General features: G+C 43.1%; 10 protein-coding genes and 1 tRNA gene. 6 read left to right on the top strand and 5 right to left on the bottom strand.

Annotated elements, in window-relative coordinates; genetic code table 11:
* The 3 genes from ACE1B6_RS08330 to ACE1B6_RS08320 all read right to left on the bottom strand — a co-directional run.
* Nucleotides 1-303, bottom strand: a 303-nt coding sequence (locus ACE1B6_RS08330) for a helix-turn-helix domain-containing protein (protein WP_413256787.1), incomplete at its 3' end; no start/stop codon positions are given.
* Nucleotides 287-889: an IS607 family transposase gene (locus tag ACE1B6_RS08325; RefSeq protein WP_413256786.1), complete on the bottom strand. Its 603-nt coding sequence runs from the start codon at nt 887-889 to the stop codon at nt 287-289. The genes ACE1B6_RS08325 and ACE1B6_RS08330, both read right to left, overlap by 17 nt.
* Before the next feature lie 63 nt (nt 890-952).
* Complete coding sequence (locus ACE1B6_RS08320) at nt 953-1,189, bottom strand: hypothetical protein (RefSeq protein WP_413256785.1); 237 nt, start codon at nt 1,187-1,189, stop codon at nt 953-955.
* Here ACE1B6_RS08320 and ACE1B6_RS08315 point away from each other — a divergent pair.
* A complete protein-coding gene (locus ACE1B6_RS08315) occupies nt 1,140-7,688 on the top strand; it encodes a LamG-like jellyroll fold domain-containing protein (RefSeq protein WP_413256784.1) in 6,549 nt (2,182 codons plus the stop codon). The genes ACE1B6_RS08320 and ACE1B6_RS08315 overlap by 50 nt on opposite strands.
* Nucleotides 7,689-7,871: 183 nt before the next feature.
* Here the strand turns inward: ACE1B6_RS08315 and ACE1B6_RS08310 are convergent, their stop codons facing one another.
* Nucleotides 7,872-10,583, bottom strand: a complete 2,712-nt coding sequence (locus tag ACE1B6_RS08310) for a CBS domain-containing protein (protein ID WP_413256790.1) — start codon at nt 10,581-10,583, stop codon at nt 7,872-7,874.
* A 209-nt stretch (nt 10,584-10,792) separates the two neighbouring features.
* On the opposite strand from ACE1B6_RS08310, the gene psbZ reads away from it, so the two are divergent.
* The 5 genes from psbZ to ACE1B6_RS08285 all read left to right on the top strand — a co-directional run bounded on the left by psbZ (nt 10,793) and on the right by ACE1B6_RS08285 (nt 13,835).
* Entirely contained in the window at nt 10,793-10,981 is a 189-nt protein-coding gene (gene psbZ, locus ACE1B6_RS08305; RefSeq protein ID WP_413256783.1) for a photosystem II reaction center protein PsbZ, read from the top strand.
* Nucleotides 10,982-11,090: 109 nt separating this feature from the next.
* Entirely contained in the window at nt 11,091-11,684 is a 594-nt protein-coding gene (gene ribH, locus ACE1B6_RS08300; RefSeq protein ID WP_413256782.1) for a 6,7-dimethyl-8-ribityllumazine synthase, read from the top strand.
* 87 nt (nt 11,685-11,771) lie between these two features.
* Nucleotides 11,772-11,843, top strand: a tRNA-Gly gene (locus ACE1B6_RS08295).
* A 302-nt stretch (nt 11,844-12,145) separates the two neighbouring features.
* Nucleotides 12,146-12,559, top strand: coding sequence for a hypothetical protein (locus ACE1B6_RS08290; protein WP_413256781.1), 414 nt, complete (start codon nt 12,146-12,148; stop codon nt 12,557-12,559).
* 4 nt (nt 12,560-12,563) lie between these two features.
* Nucleotides 12,564-13,835: a glutamate-5-semialdehyde dehydrogenase gene (locus tag ACE1B6_RS08285; RefSeq protein WP_413256780.1), complete on the top strand. Its 1,272-nt coding sequence runs from the start codon at nt 12,564-12,566 to the stop codon at nt 13,833-13,835.
* Nucleotides 13,836-13,868: 33 nt separating this feature from the next.
* Here ACE1B6_RS08285 and ACE1B6_RS08280 read toward each other — a convergent pair whose 3' ends face one another.
* Complete coding sequence (locus ACE1B6_RS08280; protein ID WP_413256779.1) at nt 13,869-14,693, bottom strand: acyl-CoA desaturase; 825 nt, start codon at nt 14,691-14,693, stop codon at nt 13,869-13,871.
* Nucleotides 14,694-14,726: the final 33 nt, after the last annotated feature.

The raw sequence follows: 14,726 nt of genomic DNA, 5'->3' as shown, positions 1-14,726 counted from the left end.
GAACTTTGGTTTACCTCTTCCTAGAATTGTGAAACTACTTTGAAACGCTTTTTGAAGATGTCGCAATGCTTCTTGAGGAGCGCATTTGGATACTTCGTAGTACCAAGGATTTACTGATTTCACTTCGGCTACCAACCTTTTGTGTAAGTCAATAGCTGTTGGCAGTTTTAGATTGTTAGCCAAAGCGTCCAAGCAAATTTCTAATCCCCAATTCCAAGCGTGTCTAGCTACTCCAGCGTGTTTTGCTACTAAAGTGCGTTGTTTATTGTTTAGATTTAGTCTTGTCTTAAAGCTTTTGAGCAATTTCTCTTAACTCCTCTACAACTTTTTTATTTTTATGACTGCGACTGCCGTACAGTCTGGCAGAGAACACAGTAATAATTTCTAGGACATCTTTGGCTAAATCCTCCTCATAACTAGCATCTTCTGTGCGGTTAATTATTACTACCTCTGTGCCAAAATGTTCGCACAAACTGAAGATTAATTCCGAGCCAAATCGCAGCAATCTATCCTTATGAGTTAACACCAATCTTTCTACTTGATTATCGGTAATCATTCTGATTAATCGCTGTAAACCTCGCTTGCTGTAATTCAGCCCAGACCCCAGATCTTCTATTACTTGATATTGCCAACCATGTTGAGCGCAGAAAAGCTCTAACACTTGCTTTTGTGTTTCTAGGTCTGATTTTTGGTCATGGCTAGAAACTCTGGCATAGCCAATTGTTATAGCATTATCTGACTTGATTCCTAATAATTGAGCCAAGTTATAACGCCTGTGACCATTCAATGTGCGTTCGGGTGTAAGTTTTCCTTCGGCTTCCCACCTTCTCAACGTGGAAACTGACACCCCTTTGATTTTTGCTGCTTCCGATCTGGTTAGCTTACTCATAATGGCAGTTTAGCACATCTTTTGAGTAGGTCTAGAAAGGTTTAGGTAAAATTTTAGGAGCAGTTAACGAACCCAAATTTCTTCGAGCGCCACCGAGAAAATTTGGCGTAATACGGCGCGGGAAGTTTTATTACCGTTAAACACCTTAGATAACGTCAAAATCATTGGCACAACAACGCCACCTCCCCAAGGACAAATTACTCGTTTAGAACAGGGAGAAGAAGATGCTGTTAACGTGGTTTCTACAACGGTGACAAACCTGGATGCTACGAAAATTAACCAAGTTAAAATTAGTGGCACTCGCAACTACAATAGTTTCCAACAAGGCATCACCAAAATTGATGAAAATGTCTTTGAAGTAACTCCCCCAAGTCCGGTGTTAGGAAACTGGGAAGTTATCCCCGAAGAACAAACAGGGTTAGTCTTTAATGGTGCGGTAACAGCTTGTGAAATTACCAGTACCGGGAAATTAAGAATTACCGCCCTAAATCACGGTTTAAATACTGGAGAAGCGGTACAAGTTGTGGATACCCGTGATTATAACGGTACTTACACCGTCAAGAAAATTGACGATAACACCTTCAGTCTCGAAGACATTAAATGGCAAACCGGAACCGCCGTTAACCTGAAAATGGAATCGCAAAAACGGCGCGGTTTGGTTTTTGATGGGGTGGATGATTATATTTCCACAGGATCTAGCATCCTCAATAATTGTTCTGCTTTCACTCTCGAAGGTTGGATTAAACCTGCCTCACTAATAAGTGGTAGTCGAACTAGCCTTTTTGGCCAAAATGATTTGATTGAATTTGGGTTTTTATCTAATCAAATTGAAGTTTGGACAAGCAATGGTGGAGCCACCAAAACTATCTATTCATATCCAATGAATGAGTGGCATCATGTTGCGTTAGTTGGTGATGGTAAACAACTCCGTATTTACATTGACGGTGTAAAAAAAGTGCAAGGAGGAACATCCATTTCTAATTATGGAACTTCAGCCGATAAGTTTACTATAGGTGCTGGAGTTTGGAGTGGAGGATCAACGCATCCTTTTGCTGGACAAATGGCTGATGTTCGGATCTGGAAAGTCGCTCGTACAGAAACCCAGATCCGAGATACCATGTATATGCAACTGACGGGTAAAGAAGTCGGTTTAATGGGTTACTGGCGCTTAGGTGCAGTGGTTGAAGAAGGGAAAGATCGTCAAGTTATTGATTTTTCAGTTAATAACAATGATGGCATTGTTTATGGCGGTGCTTATGTCAGTGCGGTGTCTATATCTCGTAACATTCCGGGTACAACAACTCCGGCAATTAAATACGAAAATGAGGAACTTTTTGCGGTTTCTGAATGTGGGACTTACACCGAAGAATTTGAGTTTAAAGTCACTCCGACACTCAACCCTAATAATGTTGATGGAGCTAAGGGCAAAATTTTTGCCCTTAGCTACAAAGGTAAAAATAATCGCAGTTCTTTAGACTGGATTAATATTACGCCTGGTGACACTGTAATTACCGATATTGGTGGCGGCTGGTATCAAGCAAAATGCCGTTTTGTGATCCCTGATGGGGTGTCTTTAGTGCGTTCTTTTGGTATTGGTAATCTCAAAGGAACTTGGACGACTTTAGATATTCGCAAACAAAGCATTCAGTTAATCTCGGATGTGATTACCGAAGCTCGATACACCGATACGGTTAGCTTGACAACTTTGGCAGATAATCAAGCATCCTTAGAAGGGAAAGTAACCCTATTAGAAGTCAAAGAGCAACAAGAAGGAAGTTTACTGGTCGAAAAACGGGATTTAGAAAGCAAAATTGCGGCTATTATCGCTCAGGAAAAAATTTCAGCCACCCAACTTCCCACTTTAATCAGTGCCAAAAAAACTGAAATCAGTAATCAACAAAGTCTCATTAGTAACTTACAAAATCAACAGGCTCAATGTAAGACTAATCACGATGCAGAAGTTGGCAATATGTTTAACTACTGGTGTAAAATCATCGTGCGAGACTGGGGTGAACTGTGGACAGCCTTTTTGGATCGTGACACGAAAATACTACGCGCTAGTGATAAGGTCACTGACAAAGCCATTGACTTTAAATTTGAATTAGTGGACTCCGGTTATTATCGTATTGTGAGTTCCTACGAGAATCGGTTACTCAAATTTCCACCCCAAGGCGATCCCGTTAAAGGGGAACTCAATGCTGACCCTAACTCGGCGGTTTACCATTGGAAATTGGCAAAAAATGCTGATGGTTACTGGGGTCTTCAGAGTCGGGAAAACAATACTATGGTCGCGGACTTTGGCAATACGAGTTACGACCAGCGTATTGTGAGTTGGCCAGCCTATTTGAATTGGCGGCAAGAGTGGAAAATTGTCAGTCTCGGTCGAGTTAGCAATAATAACATTGCCAATGCCAAACAAGCCTGGGATAATAAAACCCTTGAGCTACAACGAGCGCAAGAAAAGTTAACTCAGTTGCAAAATGAACTGAAAATCCTAGAAACCCCTAGCACTGACCTCGCGGCACAGAAAACCGCACTACAAACTCGTCTGCAACAGGTTATCGCCCTAGTTACCCCCATTCAGACGGAGATCAACACCTTAAATAATGACTTTCTCAGTGGTGTCAGAGCAGTCCAACAAACACCCCAAACCATGCCCCAAATTGCCAAAGATGCTAAGGGTTTGGTGACACAAGGAGCTTTATTAGGCTTTGTGCGTCCCGCTAGTGGACTGAGTGCCATTGAAACCTGTGAAGGGAATGTGCAATTGAGTTACTTTGACAAACAAGGACGGATGCGGCGTACTAACTATGATGCCACAGCCGACAGCCTGAATAGTTCTTTTGAACAGTGGGTTCCTAATGGTCAACGTCCTTGCTTGAATTTTCGTAATGACAACAGTGTAGTTAAGTTAAATCAACCCCTGTCTCTAACACCAGACTGGAGTATGGAGGCTTGGTTCTGTTATCCTTTACCCGCAACAGTACAATGGAATACTCTGATCCGAGGACAAAATGCCGATCAGCACATTGTCGTTAGTCGTGACAAAAAATTAGGCATTTACCTCACCAATGACCCCATCAAACAATACTTTTACGACTGTGGTTTCAACATGGGAACCCTATCCACAGGTTGGCATCATCTTACCGTTGTTGGTGAACGAGACACGACCCGCTTCTACATTGATGGTAAGGAAGTGGGCGATACCAAAGCGAAAGCCCTCTTAGATGCTCAAGTTAATCTCAGTGTTGAACCCAATAATGCCACACTCAAGCAAAAGCTAGAAGATATTAAACAAGCAACCTTGAAAGTCACCAGCGATGTTTATGCGATCGGTAATAATCATCTCGTTGCTAGTCAGGCTGCCACCGACTATGGGGTGGTGAATTTTGATGGGGTCAATGATTACATCACTGCCACAGATAATCTTAACTTGCAGATTACCACCTACACTGTGGAAGCTTGGATTAAACCTGATATTCCTCTTGATCCTTGGCAAGGAATCATCGGCAAACCAGGTCGTAGTTTTAATATCTGGTTAAACAGTAATGGGTTTATTCATCATCGTTTCCATACTTCGTTATCAACTAGTGCTGGATCTCCTGATACACCCAATGGTTCGATCACATGGAATCAATGGCATCACATCGCTATTACCAACGATGGTACTACCGCCAAAACCTACATTAATGGCAAACTGATCGTACAAGGACCTACAGGTGGCAGTTTGGTTGTAGATAAAACACCTCTGTACATTGGTCGTAGTTTAGATGGTACCAACACTAACTATTTCAAGGGTCAAATCGCCGAGGCTCGAATCTGGAAAGTCGCCCGTACCGAAGCAGAAATTCAAGCAGATATGGATAAGCGACTGACGGGCAAAGAAGCAAACTTAGTGGCTTATTATCCATTGAATAAGGTGGAAAGCGGAAAAGTCTTAGACCTGGTGGCTGGAAATAATGGCACTGTGACTGAAGCCACGAACGTAACAGATCAAACCTTACCACTGACTTCTATATCCCAATGCGAGCAATTTGGCAAAGTCGCAGAAGTCCGTATTTGGGGAATGGCTCTGAGTGATGAAGAAATTGAAGCCAATAGCCGTACCCTGATTAGTGGAAATGAATCCGGTTTATTGGCTTACTATCCCCTAAATGAAGCCAACGGCACTGACATCCGTGATAATTCGGGTAATGGTAAGAACGGGACGCTGACTAATGCTCTTTGGTGGGCTTGTGCCGCACCTATTGGTGAACTGAGTTATCTCAAACCGAGTAATCTGGTGACGAAATTTGATGGAGTTAGCGGTCACATCTCGTTACCCGCCATGAACATCAATTACACCCAAGGATTTAGCCTAGAAGTGTGGGTGCGTTACAACAGCTTTAAAAATTACTCGAGAATTATTGATTTCGCCAATGGAGCTCCTGCTGATAACATTCTCTTAACCAATGCAGGCACGAGTAATACACTGGGATTCTACGTTTATCGGGGAACTACTGGACAAAATATACAAGTTCCTGGTTTCCTAGACCTGGGAAAATGGATGCACATTGCTGTCACCCAAGATCCTTCTGGTAATACGAAAATTTACAAGAATGGTCAGTTAATCCAATCGGGGACTTGTCATCTGCCCAATAACGTCAACCGCACGCTTAATTACATCGGACGGAGTCAGTGGGCTGGTGATGCCTATTTTGACGGACAAATGGCGGAATTTCGCATCTGGAATCAAGCGCGTACCGAGGCCGAAATTAAGGATAATCTGTATAAACGGATGGCGGGTCAAGAGCCGGGTTTGGCAATCTATTTGCCTTTAGATGCAATTTCGACCAACAAAGTTGTAGATTACGCGGGAGCTAATGATGGCACTGTCACCGCCGCTACTATCGTCGAAGAAAGTAATGTCCCCTGGGGAGGGATTGGCAGTGCTGTGGTGAGTGCAGAATATAGCACGATTAACATAGACCCAATGACGGGGCGAAAAACGGCGATGATGCGGCGGTTGTTTGCTGCTCCTGCTGTTAATGGTGTCAACCTATTATCCGACAAACCCCTCGAAACCCTGGAATTAAAATGGATTGGTAATGCCCAATTTGCTCCCACTTTGCTCGGTTACATCGAAGGTGCGCCCCCTGTACCCAGTGAAAACCTCACTTTAGCCGATGATTATAACGGTGCAACTTCAGTGGAATTAACCATGACTGAAGATGTGGAGTTTAGTTGGATGCGAAACCAAGAAGCTGGCGGCGGCGCAAACATTGAGACAATCGTGGGTACGGGATTTGAATTCAATATTGGTGCGTTCGTTTCTAAAAAAGTAGAAGCGAAATTGGGTGTCAAGGCCAACTTAGAATTCAGCCACAGCCACCAAAACGAGACCAGTATCACCTCTAGCTCATCCCTGAGCATGACCGACAAACTGGAATTGCGCGGTACATTTGAAGACAATCCGAAATTCCCCCATTTAGGCAACCGCTTTATTCCCAAAAATATCGGCTATGCGTTAGTAGTTTCCGCATTAGCAGATGTGTTTGTTAGCCGATTGGCTCGTAGTAAGAAAATGATTGGCTACCAAGTGCTACCTGTGGATGGTATTCCCCCCGATGTCAACACGATCACCTTCTTGATGAATCCGGCTTACACCATGAATGGCAGTTTAGATGGCATGACCGGAAGCTCTGCCACTAGCCAACGCTTCTTTAAGCACGTTCCCGAAATGCGTAGTCAGTATGGTTCCCTCTATCCTGCCAGTTACTATCGTTTGCAAGAAGCTTACGAACTCAAACGTCAAATCGAGGCGGAGGACAAGCGACGGGAATCTTACTTCTCTAACTATAATGTGATTGGAGTGGATGAAACGTCGTTGTCGAATCAGATCGACAACGGTAATGCACCCACCACCATTGGAATCCAACGGCAAGAAGATCAACCGACTACCGAAATGACGGCTGAGGAACAACAAGCTGAAGCGAAAAGCCTCCAAACTCAGGCGGATGCAAAGGCCCAACAGCAAACTGTGGCTTCTCAAGCTAAACAGGCGGAAATCCAAAGTAAGATTACTGAGCAACAGAAACAAGTACACGCCACATACAGTTTTGCCGGATGGCAAAAACGGATGGAAGATATCCAAATTCGAGCCGGGAAACGCAATATTGTGAACACCTACGTTTGGGATGCTGACGGTGGACTGCGAACGGAAGCCCAAAGCTTTGCCAATACCGTCGAACATACCATTGGTGGCTCTTTTGCTATGACTGGGGGGTTTGGGGTTCATAGTAAATTCGAGGCGGGCGGTATGGAATCAGAACTAACTGCCCAAGCTACAGTTAATCTGACTCAAACCATAAGTAAAACCGAATCTCGCAGCAAGGGTTTTGAGTTGAATATTGATTTGAGTGGCATGGAAAATAAAGGGGTGACGGACTACAACGATAACCCCATTTTGCCTGGGGAAAAAGTCGATCGTTATCGGTTTATGAGTTTCTATCTCGAATCGAGTACCCAACACTTCCAAGACTTCTTTAACTATGTGGTTGACCCAGAATGGTTGCGTAGCAATGATGAAGAAGCACGGGCTTTGCGTCAAGCCCAAGCGGGTAAACCGAATAAAACCTGGCGGGTGTTACATCGTGTGACTTATGTGGAACGTCCGTCTCTGATGGGCTTTGGTCGGGATGTTCGTCAGTTTAAAGTTCGGGATGAAAATGTGGGCATTGGTAAGGTCATTGTTGATGTTGCCACTTTACAACAGAAGGTCGATCAAATTCTGGAATGGATTAGCTCACAACCCAAGTAATCAACTAGAGAGAGTTTCTCTATAACGAGAGTCCTAATTGATTAAAGGTGAGACTCAACAAATGAATCAGAATGTTGAGTCTCACTTTTTGTTTGATCTCTGATATCAAGGGCGATTGAAATCACTACTACACAAACAAAGTCCGCCTACGCGGACTCAAGAATAATGTATTAATCACGAAAGCTATGTCAAAGGAAAATGTTCGGCAATAAAAGCCTCGGCGGACTCTCGATTATCAATTTTTCCATCCAATGTCGCAGTTAACAAAGTATCTAAAATTTCTTTGAATTGCTTCCCTGGTTTATATCCTAAAGCTTTCAAATCATTGCCATTTAAAGGCGTTTTGATGTAATTCCATTCGGTGAGATAACGCCAAATTTTTTGTCTAATTGGGCGAGAAGTTTTTACGGCAATTAAAATCAAAGTAGGTAAATTATACTGGCGCATTAACTGGACTATTTCACTTTTTAACTCCAATGCTGACAAAGTTTTAGTAATGTTAGTTTCGGCTTTGTCTAAATTCTGTAATCGCTCAATACTATCTGCTGATAATTGTAAATTATTTGCTACTTTACCGCGAAATTCTGGGGCTAAATAAGCGATTAAAACTTCGAGGCGCATTTGCCAATGTTCTAAAGTTTTTTGCGGGTCGAATTTTTGGAGACAGCGATCGAACAACCGCACTTGCCACCACAAGTTTTCATCTAACTCTAAACTGGGATGAATACAGCGCAAAGCTTCTAAATTTGCTAAAAGTTGTAATGCTGGTTTCCAGTAAGGAGCTTGTAAAATATATTTTAATTCTGATTTTAGCCGAGTTTCTAAAGCTGGCGCTCTGCCATTTTTGCCTTGAATTTGTTCGTAAATTCCGCTAGCTATAGCATACCTAATATAACTTTCTGTTTGCGGTTCAATTTCAAAACCTAACCGCACGGCAAAGCGCACTGCACGATAAATTCTGGTTGGATCTTCGATAAAACTATTAGCGTGTAAAACCCGAATTTGTTGAGATTGTAAATCTAATAAACCGCCAAAGAAATCTAACAATTCACCAACACGAGGATTTGTTAGTCTCATGGCTAAAGCATTTATGGTAAAATCTCTTCTGTAAAGGTCTTGACGAATTGAGCTTGCTTCTACTTCTGGGTTAGCTGCTGGATAAGGATAAAACTCAGTTCTGGCTGTAGCAATATCGATCCAAAGTGAACCTAAATCTGGGTTTTTATGCCACAATAAAGCAGCAGTTTGGAATTGTCCATGAACTTCTAAACGACCCCCTGCATAAATTGTTTGTAAGGCTTTAGCTAATTCTACACCTGCACCAACATCGGCAGATTTATGAAACCCATCTACAACTAAATCTATATCTTCTAATAATACTTGTTTTTGTCGATCGGCTAGGAGTAAATCGCGTACTGCGCCGCCAACTAAGTAAAGATGCCAACCGCGTTTTTCCGCTTGGCGAGATGCTTTTTGTAATAATTTCCATAAAGGTGGAGTTAGGCGATCGCGCAACCGAGAAATTGGTAAAGTACAATAAGCAGGATTTCCCCCTGTTTCTTTGTCTCTTTCTCCCCGGCGATTTTCCTGATGCAACTGTCGTAAAACATCAGTGCGAGTAACAATTCCTACTAATTGACCTTCTTGTAAAACTGGCAACCTACCAATATCATAAGTTACCATTAATAATTCAATTTCCGGCAAAGGAGTATCGGGAGAAATTGTCCTTAAATTAGTAGTCATGTAACCTTTAACTGGAGCATGACTAAAACCATGATGTAAAGCAATGTCGATATCTCGACGAGAAATAATTCCGACTAATCGATCGTTAGCATCAACTACCGATAATCCCGAATGACCATATCTTAATAAAATCCTTTGTGCTTGTCCAATTGTAGTTTCTGGACGAATAGTTCGCACGGGAGAAGACATTAATTCTCTAGCGGTGGGAGGATGAGGAATTTGTCCGGTTAAGCGTTCAATTAACTGTTGTAAAATTAGTTCTGCGGAAACTGTTTTCATAGTGAGAGATGCAGCTTGGGAATGTCCGCCACCACCTAAATCTTGAAATAATTGATTTAAATCTGTGCCATTAATACGCGATCGACCAATTACTGTTAAACTTTCCGCAGAACTATCACTCTTGTATCTTGCTCCTAACAACAAAAGATCGCTTTCTGTTAAATCAATTAACCGCGAAGCTAAACTAGATAAACCAGGCACAAAACCGGGAGTATCAATTAAAGTCCAAGCTAAGGTATAACCCCACTGATTTATTCGGTGCAAATTATCTAAAGCAACAGGAAGTAATTGTTGTAATTGACGCGATAAACCCGGATCGATATATTCAGCAATAACTGGTAAAGATGCACCTTGAGACATTAACCAAGCTAAAGCAGCTGCATCTCTAGCTGTAGAATGGTCAAAAGTTAAAGAACCTGTATCAACATGAATTCCTAATGCCATCACCGTTGCTTCCGCAGGTGTTAAAAAGTTTTTTCCGGCGATTTTTTGCAACTGTTCTACTATCAATGTGGTAGTAGCGCCTACAGCTTCAATAGTGACTTGCGTTGCTGGGATATCAGAAGCTTGATTTAAGTGATGGTCGTATAAAGTAATTTCGGTTAAGTTGGGTAAATCTAACCATTCAGCTGCTTTACCTAAACGATCGCTCTGTTGCGTATCTACTACTGTAAGCGATCGAATTCGTTTGGGATTAACCGATCGCCTTTCAATCAAAGCATACTCATCCCGATGCAACGCCAAAAAATCCCGCACCGCCGGATGAGCACCACCAGTTAACACAATTCTCGCACCCGAAAGCAACCTTGTTAACCCAACAGCTGCTCCCAAAGCATCAAAATCAGCAGTTGTATGGCACAAAATCAAATCCATTGCTTTCAGGAGATAGGGGACTGGGTACTGGTAAAATCTTAACCTTTTCCCTTTCACCTTTCTTTCTTGTCCCCTTGTCCTCTGCCTTTCTTGCTGAAACATGACCGCTTCATGGTAGTTTAGCAAGATAGGAATTTAAAATCTCGCCCCTTGTGGGTGAAAAGGTTAATTACTTAATCAGCTGTCTGCTGTCTTGGGAGAAGCAAAAAATGACAATCCTGTTTCAACTTGCGCTGTTTGCTCTGGTAGCACTATCTTTCGTATTAGTAGTTTGGGTACCCGTTGCTTATGCCTCACCCCAAAATTGGGATCAATCTAAGAGATTGCTGTTTTTGGGTTCTGGGATTTGGGTAGCTTTAGTATTGGTGGTAGCTGCGTTAAGTTCCTTCGTCGTCTAAGCTGAGTCAATTAGTCATTGGTCAAAAATTCCTTGCTCAGTAGGTCAGAAGTGATTGGCTTTGAGACAATGGAGAAAGAACAATTGACTTATGACGCAAAAAGATTGACATGGCAGTTTTTGAGGGAACGTTTACTCAGACAGAAACCCTAAAGTTTGGGATTGTGATTGGTCGTTTTAATGACTTAGTGACAAACAAACTTTTGGAGGGTTGTCAAGATTGTCTGAAACGCCACGGCATCGATACTGATTTTCACGGCACTCAGGTAGATTACGTTTGGGTACCAGGCTGTTTCGAGGTGTCTTTGGTAGCTCGGCAAATGGCACTCAGCGGGCGTTATGATGCGGTAATTTGCTTGGGTGCGGTGATTCGAGGTCAAACACCTCATTTTGATTATGTCGCGGCTGAAGTGGCGAAAGGGATTGCTGCTGCTGGATTTCAAACTGGAATTCCAGTGATTTTTGGCATTATTACAGCAGACAATATGCAGCAAGCTCTAGAAAGGGCAGGAATTAAAAGTAATCATGGCTGGAATTATGCTATGAGTGCTTTGGAAATGGCTAGTTTGATGCGTCAAATTAGGGGTAACGGCAATATGGAACCCTACAGCGGTAAAGTTGTCGGACCAGCAGCTGTTACCCAACCTTTACCCGCGGCAGGGAATAGTACGATCGCTCCTAAATCCTCAACTGAGCTAGAGTAGGTCGTTCCCAGGTCAACCATAAAATTTTCTGATTTTTTAGTTGACAAACCGAGATTTTCCTGACATACTAGTAAAAGTCAAGAGGTTGCGGGCATAGCTCAGCGGTAGAGCGTCACCTTGCCAAGGTGAATGTCGCGCGTTCGAATCGCGTTGCCCGCTTAGAAAATTGAGAAAAGAATTTGAGATTGGTAATCAACTAGGAAAGCCAAGATTAAGTTCCGCTTTCATGATGCTGGAGGTGGGGCGTTAATTTTTCGTAGTTGGTGGGATCGGAGATCCTTTCTTCTGGCACTCAGCCGAAACACTGGTACTGGAACGCCGATCAAAATTACTAGAAAAATTTTCCTATGGGAGTGAACTTGCTAGATCGCAGATGGTGAAAATACCTTATAATAAGTTGTTCATGACGGGAATATTTATAAGTAAACCTTTGATAAACTCGGTTTGATATAAGACCGCTTGTGCCATCTCCAAAAGCCCAAAAGATAGATTTAAATAGTGATTATCCATGTCCCTGTGGACGAAGGGGGCGACTAATGCCCATTGTCCTGACAGAAGCCTTTGGCTGCAATAAATGTCAGCAAATCTTTGTAGTAGAGGAAAATGGTCATGCGATCGAGCAACTCTCGACGACCTACCCCTACAAAAGATCCTGGCACTGGACAGGTACGAAATGGAGTAAAGCCTATCCGCGGATCAGAGACAGCTACCTACCTGTGGCGCTGCTAATCATTGTAGTAGTGTTTGTAGTGGGGGTAATCTTGGCCCAGTCTGGCTTGCCAGATAAACCTCCCATCGTGATTGGATTTATTATGGGAGCAGTGGTGGCGTTGATGTTGATAGTCCTGATGTACTGGCTAGCTTACAGACGTTAGCTTTATGACCACCGAAACGTTTGATGCTTCAGTGAATGCGAATTTAATGGCGACAGTTCAGCGTGCCTATCACGCATCTTTTGGACTGAGTACCATTAAAGGAGTCGATCGATCGCGTGCCGTGCAAGCAATGGCACAAGCACTAAAGAGCTACTCCGATGATATTTTGGAAGCCAATACCTTGGACTTGGAAGCAAGTCGGGAAATGGCAATACCAGAATTAATTTTAGAGTGGCTGAAACTGACACCGGAACGGCTGCAAACTACGATCCAAATGCTGCAAAGGTTAGGGGAACTACCAGATCCGATGCGGCGAGTAATGACAGCGAGTTATCAGTTGGAACATTCCCAAACATACTCCCAGCTGATGCCTTTGGGGGTAATAGCTTTAGTGTATGAAGCATTTCCTGAATTGGCAGCGATCGCAGCTGGGTTATGTATGAAAACCGGAAATACTCTAATTCTCCGGGGTGGAACTGAGGCGAGTCATTCCAATAGTGTAATTGCTCAAGCTTTGCAGTCAGCATTACAGGGAGTAGGAATACCAGAGGGAAGCTTGGAACTTTTGCCAACCGATCAAGGCGGTTCTTTGCGAGACTTAATTACTCAAGACCGCTATATTAATTTAGTGATTCCCTACGGTCGTCCCAGTTTAGTACAGCAGGTAGTTCGGCAATCAACTGCCCCAGTTTTAAAATCGGGAATGGGTAACTGTTACCTATTTTGGTCGCCTTCGGGTAGCTTGGAAGTAGCGCGTTGGATGATTATGGATAGTCATCAAAGTGAGCCCGATCCAGTGAATGCGATCGAAAAAGTTTTAATTCATCCCAATCAAAAACCCTCTTCCTTAGTCACCCTATTTAATAGCTTGAAGGAAAAGGGCTTTACTTTAAAAGGTGATGCCAACTTAGTGGCAGAGTTTCCTGAGTTGAGAAGCACTAATGACTCGGAATGGAGTGAGTCTTACCTGACTAACACAGTAGCCTTTAAGCTGGTGGATAGTGTGGAAAGTGCGATCGCTTGGATTAACCAATACAGCAGCGGTCATGCCGACTGCATAGTGACCGAATCTTACCAAGAAAGCCGCCAATTTGCTTTAGGTGTAAATAGTGCCTCAACTTACATTAATGCTAGTCCGAGATTTTCCCGAAATCCGGGAAGAGGAGACGCTATCTTTCTCGGAATGTCTAACCAAAAAGGACAGCGCCGCGGCTTAATCAGCATGGAAGCCCTGACAACGTTAAAACACATCGTACAGGGAAATGGCAGATTTTAAGGGAATTCGCTAGTTATCTTAAAAACCGGAAAACTATACGAGTTTCTCCTCTTCTACTAGTTTGACATTGGTGGCTAGACCAAGGAATTGTAACAATTGAATGGTCATCCAAGTCATGTCAACTTCCCACCACTTTAAACCGTGACGGGCGGAATATTGAAAAGTATGGTGATTATTGTGCCAACCTTCGCCATAAACTAGTAGAGCTACCCACCAGCAGTTGGTAGAGCGATCGCTAGATTCATAAGTACGATAGCCGAATTTGTGGGTAGCACTGTTAACCAACCAAGTGCAGTGATAAACAGCAACTAGGCGGACAAAGATGCCCCAGAGAACAAAAGGCCAACCGCCGAGTAAGTAAAGTACGATACCTAATCCTACTTGGATTAGAATAAAATACTTTTGCAAAAATTGATAAACTGGATCTTCGGCAATATCTTTGGTGAATCGAGGAATTTCTTCCCGTTCGGGGATTTGGTAAAGCATCCAGTTCAAATGACTCCACCAAAATCCTTTATTGGAGTCATGAGGATCGCCATCGTGGTCTGAGTGTAAATGATGGATGCGGTGCAGACCGACCCAATCTATAGGCCCGCCTTGGCAGGCTAAACAGCCGCAGAAAACCAAGAAGTATTCTAACCACTTGGGACTCTGAAAACTACGATGGGTAACTAAGCGATGGAAACCTAATGTGATTCCTAAACCGCCTGTTACCCAGTGGAGAAGTACGGCTACACCTACTGCTGCCCAGCTAAAATTGCCAGGGAAGAAGGCAAAGATAGCGACAATGTGGATCGCAGACATGAACAGGATCACGGGCCAATCTAGGCGAAGTTTGGTTGAGGTGGCAAGCGTCATTTGTAACCTTAAAACGAACTATCTGGCCTATCT

This window comes from Floridaenema fluviatile BLCC-F154 (assembly GCF_041929135.1).
Lineage (GTDB): Bacteria > Cyanobacteriota > Cyanobacteriia > Cyanobacteriales > Aerosakkonemataceae > Floridanema > Floridanema fluviatile.
The sequence above is the reverse complement of the archived record's forward strand: the minus strand, read 5'-3'. Positions and strand labels throughout refer to the sequence as shown.

Coding starts and splice junctions, on each gene's coding strand:
- ACE1B6_RS08310 (WP_413256790.1), bottom strand. CDS start 10,583: ATGGATTTGATTTTGTGCCATACAACTGCTGATTTTGATGCTTTGGGA.
- ACE1B6_RS08280 (WP_413256779.1), bottom strand. CDS start 14,693: ATGACGCTTGCCACCTCAACCAAACTTCGCCTAGATTGGCCCGTGATC.
- ACE1B6_RS08285 (WP_413256780.1), top strand. CDS start 12,564: ATGACCACCGAAACGTTTGATGCTTCAGTGAATGCGAATTTAATGGCG.
- psbZ (WP_413256783.1), top strand. CDS start 10,793: ATGACAATCCTGTTTCAACTTGCGCTGTTTGCTCTGGTAGCACTATCT.
- ribH (WP_413256782.1), top strand. CDS start 11,091: ATGGCAGTTTTTGAGGGAACGTTTACTCAGACAGAAACCCTAAAGTTT.
- ACE1B6_RS08325 (WP_413256786.1), bottom strand. CDS start 889: ATGAGTAAGCTAACCAGATCGGAAGCAGCAAAAATCAAAGGGGTGTCA.